Below are 18677 nucleotides of genomic sequence, written 5' to 3'. Positions count from 1 at the left end.
TTTAACCGCACTTTAGCTATTCATTTGTTTGTTCTTTCTTTAGAATATTCTCTTCATCCAGTGTTGATAAACGTGCGATTGCATTACGATAAGTTATTTCTAAGGTTTCTCGGCTTGTCGCTACCACACCTTGATCCACAAGGAAACCATCATTGACATCGTAAACCCAGCCGTGGAGAGAGAGTTTTTGTCCTCGTTCCCAAGCACTTTTTACAATGGAAGAACGCCCAAGGTTGTAAACCTGTTCGAGTACATTGATTTTTGTGAGCATGTCGGCGCGTTTTTCCGGCGTTAGTTTGCCAAGTAAATGACTGTGTTTAAACCAAATGTCACGAATATGGAGAAGCCAATTATTGATTAGTCCCAATTGGTTATCTGCCATCGCTGCTTTTATGCCGCCACAGTTGGTATGTCCGCAGATAATAATATGTTCGATATTGAGCACATCAACGGCATACTGTACAACCGAAAGGCAGTTGAGATCGGTGTGAATCACTTGATTGGCAACATTACGGTGAACAAATAATTCACCGGGCTCTAAATTAGTCAGTTTTTCTGCCGGTACACGGCTATCGGAACAGCCAATCCAAAGGTAATGCGGGGTTTGATGATCGGCAAGCTCTTTAAAATAAGTGGAGTTTTCTTCTTTCATTCGCTGTGCCCAGCTTAAATTGTTTGCAAAAAGCTGTTCAATTTTTTTCATATTACTTTCCTCAAAAAAATATAAAAAATTTGACCGCACTTTTATGTGCGGTCATAAAAACGACATCTTTGAATGTTGCTTTTCGGTGATAGTGAGTTTATAAATCATCATTTAAATGATCATAATTTCACGTTAATTAGAAGTTCGCATTTCTTGGCGCACGAGGGAACGGGATTACATCACGGATATTTTGTACTCCGGTTACATATACAATTAAACGTTCAAAGCCCAGCCCAAAACCGGAGTGAGGCACTGTACCATATTTGCGAAGATCACGATACCACCAGTAATCTTCCGGATTCAGCCCCATTTCTTCCATACGTTTATCTAATACTTCTAAGCGTTCTTCACGTTGTGAGCCACCGATGATTTCACCGATTCCGGGGGCTAATACGTCCATTGCCGCTACTGTTTTGCCATCATCATTTAAGCGCATATAGAAAGCTTTGATGTCTTTCGGGTAGTTTTTCACGACAACCGGTGATTTAAAGTATTCTTCCGCCAAATAACGTTCGTGCTCGGAAGAGAGGTCAATTCCCCAAGATACCGGGAATTCGAATTTCTTGCCTGATTTGAGTAACACATCAATGGCATCCGTGTAATCTATTTGAGCAAAGTCAGAATTTACAAAGTTTTCCAAACGTTTGATAACTTCTTTATCCACGTGTTTTTCAAAGAATTTTAAGTCGTCTTTGCGTTCGGTCAACACTGCACGGAATACATACTTCAACATATCTTCTGCTAATTTGGCGTTATCAGCTAAAGTTGCAAACGCAACTTCAGGTTCTACCATCCAAAATTCGGCTAAGTGGCGGGTAGTATTAGAATTTTCAGCACGGAAGGTCGGGCCGAAAGTATAAATTTTGCTTAGCGCGCAGGCATAAGTTTCACCGTTTAACTGGCCTGATACGGTTAAGAATGATTCTTTACCGAAGAAATCTTGGGTGAAATCGACCGCACCTTTTTCGTCCCGTGGAAGGTTTTCAAGGTCTAAAGTGGATACTCTGAACATTTCACCGGCACCTTCTGTGTCGGATGCTGTGATAAGCGGTGTTGCAACCCAGTAGAAACCTTGTTCGTGAAAGAAACGATGAATAGCTTGTGCCAAGCAGTGGCGAACACGGGCTACCGCACCGATAATATTTGTGCGTGGACGTAGGTGGGCAACTTCACGTAAGTATTCTATAGAATGGCGTTTAGCAGCCATTGGGTAAGTATCCGGATCTTCTACAAACCCTGTCACTTCTACTTTTTCAGCTTGTAATTCAACGGCTTGACCTTCCGCCGGTGATTCAACAACTTTACCGGTTACAATAACAGAGCAACCTGTCGTTAGGCGTAATATTTCACTTTCGTAATTTGCTATATCGTTATTGATAATTGCTTGAATCGGATCAAAGCAAGAACCGTCATACACGGCTAAAAATGATAAACCTACTTTTGAATCTCGGCGGGTACGTACCCAACCGCGAACAGTAACGGTTTCGCCAATAGCGACTTTTCCTTGTAGTACATCGACAATAGATGCAATTTTAGACATATAAACCTCTAAGCATAAAAAATAGGTAGAAAAAAAGCGCGCTTAGTTTACCTTAAATCACAAAATTTTCCATAAGAAAGTTAGGACTTATAGTAAGAGTCGAGTAGAATGTGCGATTTATAACAGAGGAGAGCATTTTATGTGGTCAGACATTTTAACCGGATACGGTATTTTTATTTTAGAGATTTTAACCCTATTACTTATTATTGCTGCAATTGTTGCTTTTATTATTTCTGCGCGTCAGCAAAAATCGGGTATGCAGGGGGAGTTTGTTATTACGGATTTATCCGAGCATTTTGAAGAAACGGTGAAACATTTGCGTGATTTCCATTTATCTGAAGAAGAATTGAAACAGCAAGCAAAAGTTGAGAAAAAAGCGGAAAAACAAAAAGCTAAAGCCTTGAAAGCAAAACTGAAAAAAGGTGAGAAGATTGAAGAATTGAAGCCTTGTGTCTATGTTTTAGATTTTAAGGGCGATATTTCTGCTTCGCAAACGACCGCACTTCGAGAAGAAATTTCAGCAATTATTAATGTTGCAAAATCAGATGATGAAGTTTTGCTACGCTTAGAAAGTCCGGGCGGAGTGGTTCATGGTTACGGCTTGGCGGCTTCACAATTAGCTCGTCTTAAGCAAAAAGGAATTAAACTTACTGTTTCGGTTGATAAAGTTGCGGCAAGCGGAGGATATATGATGGCTTGTGTTGCGGATAAAATTATTTCCGCCCCTTTTGCAATCATCGGATCTATTGGTGTTGTCGCTCAAATCCCAAATATTCATCGCTTATTGAAAAAACATGATGTTGATGTGGATGTGATGACAGCCGGAGAATTTAAACGTACGGTAACGGTATTGGGTGAAAATACGGAAAAAGGAAAGCAAAAATTTCAACAAGAACTTGAGGAAACGCACTCATTATTTAAGCAATTTGTAAGCCAAAACCGACCGCACTTGGATATTGATAAGATCGCAACCGGTGAGCATTGGTTTGGTTCACAGGCGCTTGATTTACACCTTGTTGACGGCATTTCGACCAGTGATGATCTTTTACTTGAAGCAATAAAAGAGAAAAAATCTGTCGTTGGTATCAGTTATAAAGTAAAGAAACCGTTATTACAAAAATTAGGTCGTCAAGCGGAAGAAAGCATAGAGTCGCTCTTACAAAGATATATGAATAAAAATTCACAGGATTTTATTCGTTAAATTTTTAGGGGCTGTACTCATTTATTTATAGAGAATGATTGTGAATTAAAAGCTCTGGTATAGTTTAATATTTACAAAATCAGGTTTTACGATTAGTATAGGCGTCCGAAACTTTTATAGTTTTCAAGTAGAATTTGTAAAGTTTAGTTGTATACTTCCTTCCTTTTAGGAATGGCACATTTAATAATCAAAAGGTAAAAAACATGAAATTATCTCGTATTTTATTATCCGCTGTTGCTGTTACAACGGTTGCGGCTTGTGGTAATTTAAGCAAAATTACGGCAGAAGGTATGCCTGAATATAAAGATGTTGATGGCGTTCAAGTTCCACAACTTGTATGGCCGAAAATTGACAAAGCAGGTTTCAATCACGATGGTAGTCAATTCGGATCTTGGCCAAACTGGGATAATGTCCGCATGATTGAACGCGGTATGAATAAAGATCAGCTATATAACTTGATCGGTCGTCCACATTTTTCTGAAGGTTTATATGGCGTAGAAGAGTGGGATTATGCATTTAATTATCGTGAAAATGGTGTGCACAAAATTTGTCAGTACAAAATTTTATTTGACAAAAATCACAATGCACAAAGTTTCTTCTGGTATCCGAATGGATGTAACGGTAATGCAGCGTTTACTTTAAGTGGTGATTTCTTATTTGATTTCGATAAAGATGTGTTAACACCACGTGGTAAAGAAGTTGTTGATAACGTTGCTGCTCAATTAAAAACAACCGGTGCTAAAGATGTTAAGGTCGCAGGTTATACTGACCGTTTAGGTTCCGATGCTTATAATCTAAATCTTTCTCAACGCCGTGCAAATCGTGTTAAAGCACGTTTAATTGAAGATGGTATAACGGCTCACATTACTGCGGTTGGTTACGGTAAATATCCGCAAGTTAAAGCATGTGAAGGTTTCCGTCACGCAAGCCAAGAAGAAAAAGATTGTTTACGCCCTAACCGTCGTGTAGAGATTACTTCTTCAGGTTCCGTACTCAAATTGCAAGATGGCGGGGAAATCAACGGCGGAACACAAGGTCCGACACCTCTTTATAAAAAATAATTTCTAACTGAATAAATATAAGAAAATAGCATAACGGTTTGTTATGCTATTTTTGTTTCTGTACATTAATTTACTAAAATTTTATTCAAGGTTTCTCGGGTAAGATGAATATAATTTCCTAAAAAACGGTGACTAAAATTCAATAAATAGTAAAGTTGATAAAGATTTTTTCTTTGTTGATAGCCATCCCAATCAATAGGAAAAGAGCGGTCATAATTCGCATAGTATTTTTTGGGGAACGGCTCGAAAAGCTCTGTAAAAGCAAGATCACATTCTCTATCCCCCCAATAACAGGCAGGATCATAAGTAAAGGTTTGATTGTTTGCGATGCAAACATTCTCAATCCATAAATTACCGTGCAATAACGAAGGCTTAGGATTATGCTTTGCCAGTTTTTGAGAAATGGATTGAACGATCTCGTCAATGTTACCAAAATCAAGACCTTTATCTTTACATAGTTGTAATTGCCAACCGATACGTTGTTCACTGAAAAATTTTGCCCAATTGCTATGCCATTTGTTTGGTTGATAAACTGAGCCTAACCAGGTATCAAAATCCAGCCCGTAAAATTTTGTGCCGGAAATTTGATGTAACTGAGCAAGTTGGTAACCAAATTCTTCCGTAAGGGAAGATTGTCGTTGAATATCAAGGGCTTCTAAAAGAAGAAAACTATGATTTTGCGAGCAACCCACCCCATAAACCATAGGAACATTAAGTGCGGTCGTTTTTCGCAATATTTCTAATTGATCTGCTTCTGCACGAAACATTGAGCGATAGGATTTTTCATTCGCTTTAACAAAAACAGGTTGAATACCATCACTAATTATCCAAGCTTTATGCATTTCTCCTCGGTGAATACATTCTTTTTTCTTAATTGAATAATAAGCACCGAATTGCTCAGCCAACACTTGAGACACGGATTTCCACATAGCCACCTCCTAGAAAGAATATTTAAATTTATTTTAAAAGAATTTTTAATAATTTCTGTGACGAGGGTCAAAATTTTAAAAATTTACTTGGTGTGAAAAGAGCTAATAAAATGCAGAGAATACAAATAAATACGTGATTTTTTAACGCATTGGTATTATCATTAAGCCCATTTTAGACTAGATAATAGAAATAATCAGAGGAAACTATGCAACATCTGAAAGAGCTTGTTGAGAAAGCAAAATCGGCGATTGATTCGATCGAAGATAAGAGTTTAGCCGCACTGGACGAAATTCGTGTCGAATATTTTGGGAAAAAGGGACATTTTACTCAATTAATGCAAGAACTTCGTAATGTTGCGGCGGAAGAACGTCCGGCAATAGGGGCTAAAATTAATGAAGCGAAACAGGCGGCTATTGAGTTTTTAAATGCTAAAAAAGCAGAGTGGGAGAATGCCGAGCTTAATGCAAAATTAGAAAAAGAACGTGTGGATGTGACTTTACCGGGAAGAAAAACGGAAAAAGGCGGATTACACCCGGTAACGATAACGATAAATCGCGTAACTCAATTTTTTTCAGAACTTGGTTTTTCAGTAGAAAATGGGCCGGAAATAGAAAGCGATTACTACAATTTTGATGCGTTAAACATTCCAAAACATCACCCGGCACGCGCTGATCACGATACTTTTTGGTTTAACCCGGAATTATTACTTCGTACACAAACTTCAGGCGTACAAATTCGGACTATGGAAAAAATGCAACCGCCAATTCGCATTATGGCGCCGGGACGTGTTTATCGTAATGACTACGATCAAACCCACACACCAATGTTCCATCAAATTGAACTGCTTTATGTGGATAAAAAAGCAAACTTTACAGAATTGAAAGGGTTATTACACGATTTCTTACGTGCCTTCTTTGAAGAAGATTTACAAGTTCGTTTCCGTCCGTCCTATTTTCCATTTACAGAGCCTTCTGCTGAAGTGGATGTAATGGGGAAAAACGGCAAGTGGCTTGAAGTGTTAGGTTGCGGTATGGTTCACCCGAATGTATTACGCAATGTGGGAATTGATCCGAATGAATATTCCGGTTTTGCCGTGGGAATGGGGGTTGAGCGTTTGACGATGTTACGCTACAACGTTACGGATTTACGTTCATTCTTTGAAAATGACCTACGTTTTTTAAAACAATTTAAATAATGATTTTTCGGATATTTTCGCAAATGAGAGAACGCAATAAATTTTAAAGGATAAAGAATAATGAAATTTAGTGAACAATGGGTAAGAGAATGGGTTAATCCGGCGATTTCTACGGAGCAATTATGTGAACAAATTACCATGCTTGGTTTAGAGGTTGATGGTGTAGAGAATGTGGCCGGAGAGTTTACCGGTGTCGTAGTTGGGGAAGTTGTTGAATGTGCACAGCACCCTGACGCAGATAAATTACGCGTCACTAAAGTGAATGTCGGTGGTGATAAATTACTGGATATTGTATGCGGTGCGCCGAATTGCCGTCAAGGTTTAAAAGTCGCTTGCGCTGTTGAAGGTGCAGTGTTACCGGGCAACTTCAAAATTAAGAAAACGAAATTACGCGGTCAACCCTCGGAAGGAATGCTTTGTTCTTTTTCCGAATTAGGCATTAATGTAGAAGCGGACGGTATTATCGAATTACCGCTTGATGCACCGATTGGTGTAAATTTACGCGATTATTTAAATTTAAATGATCAGGCTATCGAAATCAGTTTAACTCCAAACCGTGCGGATTGTTTAAGTATTGCCGGTATTGCCCGTGAAATTGGCGTTGTGAATAAACTGCCGGTAAATCGACCGCACTTTGAAGCGGTTCCTGCAAGCATTTCGGATAAAGTTGAAATTGAGCTTAAAGCGCCTGAGGCTTGTCCGCGCTATTTATTACGTGTTATCAAAAATGTGAATGTAAAAGCACAATCACCGATTTGGATGCAAGAAAAACTACGTCGTTGCGGTATTCGTTCTATTGATCCGATTGTCGATATAACAAATTATATTTTGCTTGAACTGGGTCAGCCTATGCATGCTTTTGATGCGACAAAAGTTGTGCAACCGGTACAAGTTCGTTTAGCGAAAGAAGGTGAATCCCTCGTCTTATTAGACGGTTCAACGGCAAAATTGCAAGCCAACACATTAGTGATTGCAGATCAAAACGGTCCGCTCGCAATGGCTGGGATCTTTGGAGGGCAAGCGAGCGGTGTTACCGCTGAAACGAAAGATGTCATTTTAGAATCGGCTTTCTTTGCTCCATTGGCGATTGCCGGTCGTGCAAGACAATATGGTTTGCATACCGATGCTTCGCACCGTTTTGAACGTGGTGTTGATTTTGAATTAGCACATAATGCGATGGAACGGGCAACAGCGTTATTACTTGAAATTTGTGGCGGTGAAGCCGGTGAAATTAATGAAGCGGTGAATGAAGAATTTTTACCAAAAGTAAAAAACGTTCAACTTCGTCGTGAAAAATTAGATGCGTTACTCGGTCATCATATTGAAACCGAAATAGTAACCGATATTTTTAACCGTCTTGGTTTTAACACACAGTATGAGAATGATGTTTGGACGATAACTTCTGCAAGTTGGCGTTTTGATATTGAAATTGAAGAAGATCTCGTTGAGGAAGTCGCACGTATTTACGGCTACAACAGTATTCCAAACAATGCACCTTTGGCGCATTTACGTATGCGCGAGCATAAAGAAGCAGATTTAGATTTAGCACGTATTAAAGCCGCACTTGTTGATTCGGATTATCAAGAGGCGATTACTTATAGCTTTGTTGATCCAAAAATTCAAACTTTATTACATCCACATCAAGAAGCATTACTGTTACCAAATCCGATTTCTATTGAAATGTCGGCAATGAGAGTCTCATTACTAAGCGGACTACTTGGAGCGGTATTGTATAACCAGAACCGTCAACAAAACCGTGTGCGTTTATTTGAAACCGGTTTACGTTTCATTCCGGATGTAAATGCAGAATTTGGTGTTCGTCAAGAATTTGTTCTCAGTGCTGTGATCAGTGGTTCAGTTAAAAATGAAAGTTGGAATAGTAAAGCGGAACCTGTCGATTTCTTTGATTTAAAAGGTGATCTAGAAAGTTTGCTTTCTTTAACCGGTGTTAGCGGCAACGTACGTTTTGTGGCAAAAACATTTGATGCTTTACACCCGGGACAATCTGCCGCTATTGAATTAGATGGTAAAGAAATTGGCTTTATCGGTACGATTCACCCCTTAATCTCTCAAAAATTGGGATTAAATGGAAAAGTGGTGGTATTTGAAATTTTATGGAAACCTATTGCAAATCGTACTGTCGTACAAGCTAGGGATATTTCAAAATTCCCTGCTAATCGTCGCGATTTAGCCTTGGTTGTTGCCGACGACATTTCAGCAGGTGATGTCCTTGAAGCTTGTAAGAAAGCCGGAGGTGAGAAACTCACCCAGGTGAATTTATTTGATGTATATAAAGGTATTGGCGTGCCAAGCGGTGCAAAAAGCCTTGCTATCAGTTTAACCGTTCAAGACAATGAAAAAACCTTAGAAGATGATGAAATCAACGGGGTTATTTCAGCTGTTTTAAATGAAGTTAAACAACGTTTCAATGCTGAATTAAGAGACTAAACTTATGACACTGACCAAAATGGATATAACCGAATTTTTAATTGAAGAATATCGGTTACAGAAATTAGAAGCGAAGAGACTAGTGGATGATTTTTTTGAAGAAATTCGATTATCTCTTGAATCCGGTGACGATGTGAAATTATCAGGATTTGGTAATTTTGAATTACGAGATAAATCTTCTCGTCCGGGGCGTAATCCTAAAACAGGGGAAAGCATACCGGTTTCAGCGCGCCGGGTTGTTGCATTTAAACCGGGTCAGAAGTTACGGGCGCGTGTTGAAAAGACGAAAGTAAGTCAATAAGTTAGGAAATGAAAAAGTGCGGTTGTTTTTGACCGCACTTTTTATCCCTGTTAATAAGATGAAACGAATTAAAATACTATTTTTTGTATCAAGTCTAGTAACATTATTTGCTTGTTCTTCCGGAAATTTCAAACAAGAGAATTATGCAATTAATTATAAAGGACAGATTGATGATCCTATCATGGCAATTACTTTGCTGAGCGAACAGCAATACGAATGGGCGGGAACACCCTATGTTTTGGGAGGAAAATCCCGTAAAGGCGTGGATTGTTCGGGGTTTGTTCAAAAAACGTTCTTTGATCGATTTAATATCACCTTGCCCCGAACCACAAAAGATCAGGCTAAATATGGAAAGCTAGTTCGTAAAGAAGATATTCAGACCGGTGATTTAATCTTCTTTAAAACGGGACGAGGACCAAATGGGTACCATGTGGGGATTTATGTGAAAGATGATAAATTTCTTCATGCTTCCACAAAAGGTGGGGTCATCTATTCTTCAATGAATTCCCCGTTTTGGAATAAAACTTTTTGGCAAGTAAGACGAATTTAGAGATAAAAAGTACGGTTGAAATTCACATGATTATGTAGCTATTGCACAATAGTCTGAATCGGTGGGCAAAATTTGCCCACTCTAAAAAAACAATATTTGTACAATTGCTATATAATAATGGAAATTAACCGCACTTTGCATTTTAACATTTGGGACGAACACCTAACATATGGCAAATAGCATAGGTTAATTCACTACGATTTAGCGTATAAAAATGGAAATCCGTAACCCCTTCACTAGACAAGATTTTAACCATATCCATTGCTACGCTTGCCGCAACAAGATTACGTGTGGCGGGATCATCTTCTAATCCTTCATAGGCTTTTGCTAACCACGCCGGGATTTTTACATTTGTGAAAGATGCCATTTTTTGAAGTTGTTTGAAATTTGTAACCGGTAAAATACCCGGTACAATTTCCGCCTCAATACCAATAGAAGCGCAACGATCACGGAAACGTAGATAACTATCAATATCAAAGAAAAATTGGGTGATAACATGATTTGCACCGGCATCAATTTTTCGTTTCAAGTTGATTAAATCCGCCTGTGCGGATTTTGCTTCAGGGTGGACTTCCGGATAAGCCGCAACGGAAATATCAAAATCAGCCACAGAGCGGAGTAGCTCTACCAAATCTGAAGCATAAAAAGGTTTTTTTTCATAACCCTTCGGCTCATCACCGCGTAAGGCAACAATATGACGGATACCACTGTTCCAATAATCTTTAGCAATTTGTTTTAACTCTTCCGGCGTTGCGTCAATGCCGGTCAGGTGGGGGGCGGCGACTATCCCTGTTTCCTGCTTAATGGCTTTTACAATGCTGTGAGTACGATCGCGTTCGCCGGAATTTGCACCATAGGTAACAGAAACGAATTTAGGTTCCAGTACTTTTAAACGTTGAATTGATTCCCACAGCATATTTTCCATTTTTTCATTTTTTGGTGGAAAAAATTCAAAAGAAACATTGATCTTTTTATTAAAGTCTGCAATGTTTTGATTCAAATTATTGATTTCTTTTGCATAGCTCATTTTTTCTTCCTATTAGAGATAGATTGATGTTGTTGCTCCAAAATAAAATAACTTTATATATTAGTCAATTTGAATAAATTCATTAAATACATTAATTGCACTCATAAATATATTATGCGTTTTTTTGCATAAAAAATTAGCATTTGCTAGGAAAATATGTATAATACCCCGACCCTGTAAATGCACGAATTCCCATCGTGCATTATTTTATCGAAAATCGCACTCGAAGGGGTGGGGATTAAGATTAATGGTTGTGTTCAAAAGAACACTGGGTATCAAACTAATTTTTGGTAATTAATTAATGAAAACTTTTGTAGCAAAACCGGAAACGGTTAAACGCGACTGGTACGTAGTAGATGCGACAGGTAAAACTTTAGGTCGTTTAGCGACTGAATTAGCAAGTCGTCTTCGTGGTAAACACAAGGCTGAGTACACTCCACACGTAGATACCGGTGATTACATCATCGTTATCAATGCAGATAAAGTGGCAGTAACCGGTCGTAAAGAAACAGACAAACTTTACTACTGGCATACCGGCTATGTAGGCGGTATTAAACAAGCGACTTTTAAAGAAATGATCGCACGCCGTCCTGAAGCTGTGATTGAAATTGCGGTTAAAGGTATGTTGCCAAAAGGTCCATTAGGCCGTGCAATGTTCCGTAAATTAAAAGTGTATGCAGGTGCTGAACATCAACACGCTGCACAACAACCACAAGTTTTAGATATTTAATCACGAGGTTCAGAATATGGCAGAGAATCAAAACTACGGCACAGGTCGCCGCAAAAGCTCTTCAGCTCGTGTATTTATCAAACCGGGCAGTGGTAAAATCACTATCAACCAACGTGAATTAGACGTTTACTTCGGTCGCGAAACTGCGCGCATGGTAGTACGTCAACCGTTAGAATTGGTTGAATTAACTGATAAATTAGACTTGTACATCACAGTTAAAGGTGGTGGTGTTTCCGGTCAAGCGGGTGCAATCCGTCATGGTATCACTCGTGCATTAATTGAGTATGATGAAACATTACGCCCGGCACTTCGTGCAGCTGGCTTCGTTACTCGTGATGCTCGTCGTGTTGAACGTAAAAAAGTGGGTTTACACAAAGCACGTCGTCGTCCGCAATACTCAAAACGTTAATTTTATTTTTATTTCAAAAAAAGCAGAGAAAGGTCTCTGCTTTTTTTATGTTTAAAAAACAAACATATTCATAACATACTGAATATAAAGAGAAAAAAATATTTTCTTGGCTTTTTTAGCGCTATTTATGGTAAAATATCAGCCTTTTAGCAACATCTATTATTTTAAATTTGGATCTTCGGAGGAATCAATGTCCAATGCATCAAGTAAACGTTCTATCATGACACTTTTTTCAAATAAAGATGATATTTACTGCCATCAAGTGAAAATCGTATTAGCGGAGAAGGGCGTAGCTTATGAAAATGAAGAAGTTGATCCGCATTCTTTATCAGAAGATTTAATGGAATTAAATCCTTATGGCACTTTGCCTACATTAGTTGATCGTGATTTAGTGTTGTTTAATTCACGTATTATTATGGAATATCTGGACGAACGTTTTCCTCATCCTCCGCTTATGCCTGTTTATCCTATTGCGCGTGGTAAAACCCGTCTTTTAATGTTGCGTATTGAGCAAGATTGGTATCCGGCATTATTAAAAGCTGAAAAGGGTAGTGAGACGGAACGAGCAGAAATCTTAAAACATTTAAAAGAAGAATTGCTAGCCATTTCGCCTATTTTCCAACAAATGCCTTATTTTATGAGTGAAGAATTTAGTTTAGTCGATTGTTATGTAGCGCCATTATTATGGAAATTAAAACAATTCGGTGTTGAATTTACCGGTGCCGGAAGTAAAGCATTAAAAGGTTATATGGATCGTGTATTTAGTCGTGATTCGTTTTTGCAATCGGTCGGTGAGGCTGCACCTAAAAATTTAATGGACGATAAGTAATGGAATATAAATCCTCTCCAAAGCGACCTTATTTATTAAGAGCCTACTATGATTGGCTTGTTGATAATGATTTTACACCTTATCTCGTCGTAGATGCGACCTACCGAGGAGTAAATGTACCGAGTGAATATGTGAAAGACGGACAGATTGTATTAAATCTTTCCATCAATGCCACCGGAAATTTACAATTAACAAATGATTTCATTCAATTTAATGCCCGTTTTAAAGGTGTATCTCGCGAACTTTATATTCCAATGGGAGCAGCGCTTGCCATTTACGCTCGTGAAAACGGTGATGGCGTGATGTTTGAACCGGAAGCCATTTATGATGAATTAAATAGTGTGCCGGATACGGATCAACCGAATGATTTTACAGAAGTTGTAGATAAACCAAAATCGGTGAAAAAGAAGTCGATTACTAAATCGGCATCACATTTGAGAATCATTGATTAGGCTTTAAAGAAACATATGTAAGTTACCTGCATTGGAAAAGTGCGGTTGATTTTAGAGATGTTTTTGAATAAAGCTAAAGGAATAACGATCCGCACATAAAATGTGTGGATCGTTGTTTTTACCCTGTAAAGATAGGTAAATAGTTAAACATTACTAAAAAATGAAAAAGTGCGGTCAATATTCCAAACAAAATAATCGTAAGCAGCAAAGGAGTTCCTCCGCGTACAATAAAGGGATTATTTGTTTCTTTTTGTCTTACTTTATAGACTAATAAGGAAGGAATAATACAAGCCCAAATAGTAGCAATAGCACCGGCATAGCCAATAGCTTTTAAGAAACCTAGTGGAAATATGACGGATAATATTAGCGGAGGTAGGAATGTTACCAACCAAGATTTTGTTCTACCGTAACGGCTATTATCAAATTTAAATAAATCAGCCAGAAAATCAAACACACCTAATCCAACCCCAATAAAAGAAGATAAAATAGCTGAAATAGAGAAGGCATTGAGTGCTTGTTTTACTGAGTTAGATTCTATTGTAGAGCCAAGAGCATTTAAGAGAATTTCCAAATTACCGTCATTCGCTATAATTTCTACGAATCGATCACGGGGTAAATTACCAAAAATACTAAAAAGCCAAAGTAAATAGAAAGCTAAAGCGATCAAAGTTCCACCTAGAATCGCATATTTTGCTTTTTGTTCTTCACCGTAATAGGCTCGCATTGTAGAAACCGAATGATGATAGCCAAAAGAGGTTAATGCAACAGGCAGCATTGCTATAGCATAAGGTGCATATTGACTATTTTCAGAATGTAGATCAAATAGCGTAGCTAAATCAATATTTAACGTTAGTCCATAGCAGCTGATTATGAAAGTAATGCCCATAAAAATGATTAAAATAACGGAAATACGGTCAACTAAACGGGTAGAATGCCATACGAAGAATGAGAAAATAAGAACAAAAATAACCGACCAAATTCTGCTGCTGAATTGTCCTAGAGAAATATATTGAGTGATGAGTTCATCAATAATTCTACCTGAGGCGGTTATATAAGCATACAGCAGGATTCCTCCAACAAAATATACCGCCAGATTATTTAAGATATTAATTTTTTGTCCTAAAATTTGCTGTGTAACAGAACTAAAGGAAACACGAAGATCAAAGTCTTTATAGGCCTCCAATAGAAGCCACCCAGATAATGTCATTATACTCATTGTAAAAATGATAATCAGACTTGACCAAACTGTCCAAGATCCTGCTCCGGAGGTTGGTAGTCCTAACATTCCTGCTCCGACACATACACTGGCAATAATACAGGCACCACCAAAAATAGAAGGTTTTTTCGGCATAGAAACTCCCTATCTATGTTAAAACATAGATACTAGATATTTGCGAATAATAAAAAACCACACTTTATAAAAGTGCGGTTGATTTTGACTAAATTTCTTTTAAGCGAGCAGTAAAATGGCGCAACACTTTAGGTTCATAAGTGAAGGTTAAACCTTTAATATTTTTCGCATTTTCCTTCACTTTGGCAAACGCCTCAATAATAAAATCCATATGGGTTTGCGTATAGGTTGCTCGGGGAACAGTTAGGCGTAATAATTCTGCTGGACAAGGCAATTGTAATCCTGTTTTCGGATCCCGCCCTAATAAAAATGAACCAATCTCAACCGCCCTTATTCCTGCCACTTTATAGAGTTCACAAGAAAGAGCTTGTGCAGGAAATTGATCAGCCGGAATATGCGGTAATAATTTACCTGCATCAACAAAGGCGGCGTGTCCACCGGGTTGCTGGCAAGCTACACCAATTTTTTCTAATCCATTTACTAAATATTCAATTTGGCTAATGCGATAAGCCAACCAGTCTTGACGCATACCATCACGTAGACCAACAGCCAAACGTTCCATTGCACCACCTTCTAAGCCTCCGTAAGTCGGAAATCCTTCTTGTACAACGCATAATGTTCTACATTCGTTATAAACGTCTTCCATACTGTTGTCTTTAAAGCACAATAAACCGCCCATTTGCACCATCGCATCTTTTTTAGCAGACATCGCTAACGCATCAGCATAACGATACGATTCATAAGTAATCTGTTCTATACTCCAATCTTGATATCCTTTTTCCCGTTGCTGAATAAAATAGGCATTCTCGGCAAAACGGGCTGAATCCATAATAACCGGGATATCGTATTTTTTAGCTATTTCATACATGCCTCTCATATTTTCAATGGAAACCGGTTGACCTCCTGCTGAGTTACAGGTAATCGTACAAACAATATAAGGCACGTTTTCAGCACCCACTGATAAAATACCTTGCTCTAATTTTTCCAAATCAAAGTTACCTTTGAAATCGTAATTAATGCTCGTATCAAAGGCTTCTTTAGTATAAGTATTACAAACTGTCGCTCCATTAATTTGGCTATGCCCTTGTGTTGTATCAAAGAAATAGTTAGAAAATACCGTCATTTTTTTTCGATCCAAACCTTTTTCCAGTTCCCGTTTTTTGATTAATACAGGGATATAAATTTGTTCGGCACCACGTCCTTGATGAGTGGGTATTGTATATTCATAGCCAAAAATTTCTTTGACTGTATTCGCTAAAGCATAATAACTGCGACTACCGCTATAAGCTTCATCACCTCTAAGCATTGCAGCCTGCATATCTTGTGTTATTGCACCGGTACCGCTATCAGTTAACAAATCAATAAATACATCTTCGCTATCTAATAAAAATGGATTCATTCCGGCATTTAATATTGCTTGGGCACGATATTCTGTCGTTGTTCTTTTAACCGGTTCAATGACACGAATACGAAAAGGTTCCGGTAAATGTTTAAAATTTTGCATAATAAAATCCTTAATTTAACTAAAAAAGAGACATATCACTTTTTTTATGTAATAAAAGTGAGCATTAAATAAATACAAGGGAATTTCATTGCAAGAAAAATCCTACTAAATTATTTGTATTAATTTAGCTTTGAAAGAGACTTGCTATGAATGTTAATAAGAAAGGGAAAATTTTTATGGGAAATAAAAACGGAGTTTGGGATCGATAATGAACCAAGAACGTGTAAGTGGAATTAAAGTAAACATAAATTTACCTATATTGTAATAGTCAATAGAGATACAACCACCAGATGATATAAAAATATATCCTCAGTACCGTAGCAATATAATTAAGTATTGTCATTTTATTTTTATTAAATTTGTGATGAGCGTCACATTTTATTTTTATGGTAACTAATTTTAATTAATCTATTTTTCCCATAATTAAAAACAAAGAATAAACCACTCCCAAATAGTAAAGAGATTTAATATCCCGTAAAAGAAAGATTTTTACGGGACATTTTTAGTTTGAAACGCTATACGATTTCACTTAATTTTACCGAGCGTCCTTCATCTAAGGAACGTTTTGCCGCAATAGCGATTAAGACAGGTTGTAAGCCGTCATTGCCGTTTACCGGCGTTGGGGTATCATTAATGATTGCATCAATAAAACATTGCATTTCATCGGCGAAAGATTGCATATAGCGTTCTAAGAAGAAATACTTCGGTTTTTCTGCGATAACACCTTGTTCACAAGAATAAATCGCCGTTGAATCCGTATCATTACGGGTTTGTACCGCACCTTTAGAACCGAAGACTTCCGCACGTTGATCATAGCCATACACTGCTTTGCGGCTGTTATCAATAACGCCAATTGCACCATTTGCTAATTTTAGGGTTATGACTGCGGTATCAATATCACCGGCTTTACCGATTTCAGGATTCACCAACACTCCGCCACAGGCATAAACTTCGGTCACTTCGCTGCCGGATAAATAACGAATCATATCAAAATCGTGAATAGTCATATCAAAGAACATTCCACCGGATACTTTAACATACTCAATCGGTGGGGCATCAGGATCTCTTGAGGTTACCCGAATAATATGCGGTTTGCCGATATCGCCTGCCAAAACGCGCTCTTTAATCGCCTTAAAGTTATGATCGAAACGGCGGTTAAAACCGACTTGGAATTTCACGTTGGCTTTTTCTACTTCGGATAATACTTCCTTAATTTTCTCAATATCCGAATCAATCGGTTTTTCACAGAAGATATGTTTACCGGCTTGAGCGGCTTCAATGGAAATGGGGGCGTGGGTATTAGTTGAAGAACAAATCAGTACGGCATCAATTTCAGGATCTTGCAAAATAGCGTGGTAATCAGTATAAACCTGAGGGATACCTTTTGATTTTGCCCAAGTTGTTAATTCATCAGTGACATTAACATCAGAAATGGCTTTGATTTCAGCCCCTTTGACGTATTTCGTTAAACTTTCGGCGTGTACTCGTCCGATTCGGCCGGCTCCGATAATTCCAATTTTAAGCATGGTTAAATCCCCGCTGTTTGTTTAATGTATTGACGACCTTTTAAGGCATATTCAAATGGATTGGCAATAGCCGGATCTTGTTCCGCTTCAACTACCATCCAGCCTTTATAATCGTATTTTTCAAGCACATCAAAAATCGGTTTAAAATCAATTACACCGTCACCCGGTACGGTAAATGTGCCTTTTTTCACCCCTTGTAAAAAGCTGAGATCATTCGCTTTTACTTCTGCAATGATTTCATCTCTAACGTCTTTAAGGTGAACGTGAATAATGCGATGAATATATTTTTCCAGCACCGCCAACATCGCTTTTTGTGAACCTTCGGAATAATAAAGATGACCGGAATCAAATAATAAATATACATCGTCATTGACGACTTCCATATAACGATCAATTTCCTCAGGAGTTTGAATTCCTGTTCCCATATGGTGATGAAGGCAAACTTTCATTCCTTTTTCAGCGGCAAGTTTGGCTAATTCGTTATAGCCTTCGGCAAGTAACTTCCAGTCTTCATTAGTAAAAATCGGCTTTTCTTTAAATACCGATTTAGTTGTCCCTTGAATACTTCGGCTTTGTTCCGAACAACCGATAACTTTTGCGCCCATTTCAGCGAGAAAATCACGATGTTTAATAAATTCATCGATAGTTTGCTGTTTCTTACCATCTACAAAAAAAGTGCTGAACCACGCATTACAAATTTGAATATTGCGAAGGGCAAGCTTTTTCTTAAGTAGCGGAATATCACGTGGATATTTATTTCCCACTTCGCACCCGACATAACCGGCAAGTGCCATTTCACTAATACATTGTTCAAATGTGTTTTCGCTGCCTAATTCCGGCAAATCATCATTTGTCCAACCAATAGGGGCGATCCCTAATTTGATATTTTCAGCTTTCATCATTGATCCTCATTATTTAGT

Annotated in this window: 19 protein-coding genes; 10 read left to right on the top strand and 9 right to left on the bottom strand. The window is 38.0% G+C overall.

The genetic code is table 11. The features are described from left to right. Window positions 1–16: 16 nt before the first annotated feature. On the bottom strand, window positions 17–703 hold the full coding sequence (can, locus tag HEMROJRC1_RS00795; RefSeq protein ID WP_226691177.1) for a carbonate dehydratase: 687 nt from the start codon (window positions 701–703) through the stop codon (window positions 17–19). A 136-nt stretch (window positions 704–839) separates the two neighbouring features. Beyond that, a complete protein-coding gene (gene asnS, locus HEMROJRC1_RS00790; protein WP_226691176.1) occupies window positions 840–2243 on the bottom strand; it encodes an asparagine--tRNA ligase in 1404 nt (467 codons plus the stop codon). Window positions 2244–2382: 139 nt separating this feature from the next. Here asnS and sohB point away from each other — a divergent pair, with 139 nt between their 5' ends. Together sohB and HEMROJRC1_RS00780 are read left to right on the top strand one after the other, a co-directional pair. Beyond that, window positions 2383–3444, top strand: coding sequence for a protease SohB (sohB, locus tag HEMROJRC1_RS00785; RefSeq protein ID WP_226691175.1), 1062 nt, complete (start codon window positions 2383–2385; stop codon window positions 3442–3444). Between the two features lie 203 nt (window positions 3445–3647). Further along, window positions 3648–4505: an OmpA family protein gene (locus HEMROJRC1_RS00780; protein WP_226691174.1), complete on the top strand. Its 858-nt coding sequence runs from the start codon at window positions 3648–3650 to the stop codon at window positions 4503–4505. Between the two features lie 65 nt (window positions 4506–4570). Here the strand turns inward: HEMROJRC1_RS00780 and HEMROJRC1_RS00775 are convergent, their stop codons facing one another. Beyond that, window positions 4571–5434, bottom strand: a complete 864-nt coding sequence (locus HEMROJRC1_RS00775; RefSeq protein ID WP_226691173.1) for a fructosamine kinase family protein — start codon at window positions 5432–5434, stop codon at window positions 4571–4573. A gap of 206 nt (window positions 5435–5640) precedes the next feature. Here HEMROJRC1_RS00775 and pheS point away from each other — a divergent pair, with 206 nt between their 5' ends. Genes pheS through HEMROJRC1_RS00755 form a run of 4 tightly spaced genes read left to right on the top strand, consistent with a single transcriptional unit; the run spans window position 5641 to window position 9929 of the window. After that, window positions 5641–6630: a phenylalanine--tRNA ligase subunit alpha gene (pheS, locus tag HEMROJRC1_RS00770; RefSeq protein WP_226691172.1), complete on the top strand. Its 990-nt coding sequence runs from the start codon at window positions 5641–5643 to the stop codon at window positions 6628–6630. A gap of 60 nt (window positions 6631–6690) precedes the next feature. Beyond that, window positions 6691–9078: a phenylalanine--tRNA ligase subunit beta gene (pheT, locus tag HEMROJRC1_RS00765; RefSeq protein WP_226691171.1), complete on the top strand. Its 2388-nt coding sequence runs from the start codon at window positions 6691–6693 to the stop codon at window positions 9076–9078. A 4-nt stretch (window positions 9079–9082) separates the two neighbouring features. After that, window positions 9083–9379: an integration host factor subunit alpha gene (locus HEMROJRC1_RS00760; RefSeq protein ID WP_226691170.1), complete on the top strand. Its 297-nt coding sequence runs from the start codon at window positions 9083–9085 to the stop codon at window positions 9377–9379. 58 nt (window positions 9380–9437) lie between these two features. Beyond that, the gene (locus tag HEMROJRC1_RS00755) at window positions 9438–9929 is read left to right on the top strand and encodes a C40 family peptidase (protein WP_226692895.1); all 492 of its coding nucleotides are present in this window, start codon (window positions 9438–9440) and stop codon (window positions 9927–9929) included. Between the two features lie 142 nt (window positions 9930–10071). On the opposite strand, the gene metF is transcribed toward HEMROJRC1_RS00755, so the two are convergent. Further along, window positions 10072–10956 carry a methylenetetrahydrofolate reductase gene (gene metF, locus HEMROJRC1_RS00750; RefSeq protein ID WP_226691169.1) on the bottom strand — a complete coding sequence of 295 codons (885 nt, stop codon included), beginning with the start codon at window positions 10954–10956 and terminating at the stop codon, window positions 10072–10074. 301 nt (window positions 10957–11257) lie between these two features. Here metF and rplM point away from each other — a divergent pair, with 301 nt between their 5' ends. The 4 genes from rplM to HEMROJRC1_RS00730 all read left to right on the top strand — a co-directional run bounded on the left by rplM (window position 11258) and on the right by HEMROJRC1_RS00730 (window position 13376). Continuing rightward, the gene (gene rplM, locus HEMROJRC1_RS00745) at window positions 11258–11686 is read left to right on the top strand and encodes a 50S ribosomal protein L13 (RefSeq protein ID WP_194812086.1); all 429 of its coding nucleotides are present in this window, start codon (window positions 11258–11260) and stop codon (window positions 11684–11686) included. A gap of 16 nt (window positions 11687–11702) precedes the next feature. Then, on the top strand, window positions 11703–12095 hold the full coding sequence (gene rpsI / locus HEMROJRC1_RS00740; protein WP_194812087.1) for a 30S ribosomal protein S9: 393 nt from the start codon (window positions 11703–11705) through the stop codon (window positions 12093–12095). Between the two features lie 190 nt (window positions 12096–12285). Then, the gene (gene sspA / locus HEMROJRC1_RS00735; protein ID WP_226691168.1) at window positions 12286–12924 is read left to right on the top strand and encodes a stringent starvation protein SspA; all 639 of its coding nucleotides are present in this window, start codon (window positions 12286–12288) and stop codon (window positions 12922–12924) included. Beyond that, window positions 12924–13376, top strand: coding sequence for a ClpXP protease specificity-enhancing factor (locus HEMROJRC1_RS00730; RefSeq protein WP_226691167.1), 453 nt, complete (start codon window positions 12924–12926; stop codon window positions 13374–13376). The genes sspA and HEMROJRC1_RS00730 overlap by 1 nt, the downstream gene beginning before the upstream one ends. A gap of 118 nt (window positions 13377–13494) precedes the next feature. Here the strand turns inward: HEMROJRC1_RS00730 and HEMROJRC1_RS00725 are convergent, their stop codons facing one another. The 5 genes from HEMROJRC1_RS00725 to iolE form a co-directional block, all read right to left on the bottom strand. Then, entirely contained in the window at window positions 13495–14727 is a 1233-nt protein-coding gene (locus HEMROJRC1_RS00725; protein ID WP_226691166.1) for an aromatic amino acid transporter, read from the bottom strand. A gap of 88 nt (window positions 14728–14815) precedes the next feature. Next, complete coding sequence (gene tnaA, locus HEMROJRC1_RS00720; RefSeq protein ID WP_226691165.1) at window positions 14816–16231, bottom strand: tryptophanase; 1416 nt, start codon at window positions 16229–16231, stop codon at window positions 14816–14818. A gap of 174 nt (window positions 16232–16405) precedes the next feature. Continuing rightward, on the bottom strand, window positions 16406–16477 hold the full coding sequence (gene tnaC, locus HEMROJRC1_RS10905) for a tryptophanase leader peptide (RefSeq protein WP_226692894.1): 72 nt from the start codon (window positions 16475–16477) through the stop codon (window positions 16406–16408). A gap of 269 nt (window positions 16478–16746) precedes the next feature. Then, on the bottom strand, window positions 16747–17757 hold the full coding sequence (iolG, locus tag HEMROJRC1_RS00710; RefSeq protein ID WP_226691164.1) for an inositol 2-dehydrogenase: 1011 nt from the start codon (window positions 17755–17757) through the stop codon (window positions 16747–16749). A gap of 2 nt (window positions 17758–17759) precedes the next feature. After that, window positions 17760–18656 (bottom strand): myo-inosose-2 dehydratase, encoded by an 897-nt coding sequence (gene iolE, locus HEMROJRC1_RS00705; RefSeq protein WP_226692893.1) that lies wholly within the window; start codon window positions 18654–18656, stop codon window positions 17760–17762. Between the last annotated feature and the right edge of the window lie 21 nt (window positions 18657–18677).

Origin of the sequence: Rodentibacter sp. JRC1, assembly GCF_020521555.1 — a bacterium.
Lineage (GTDB): Bacteria > Pseudomonadota > Gammaproteobacteria > Enterobacterales > Pasteurellaceae > Rodentibacter > Rodentibacter abscessus.
The sequence above is the reverse complement of the archived record's forward strand: the minus strand, read 5'-3'. Positions and strand labels throughout refer to the sequence as shown.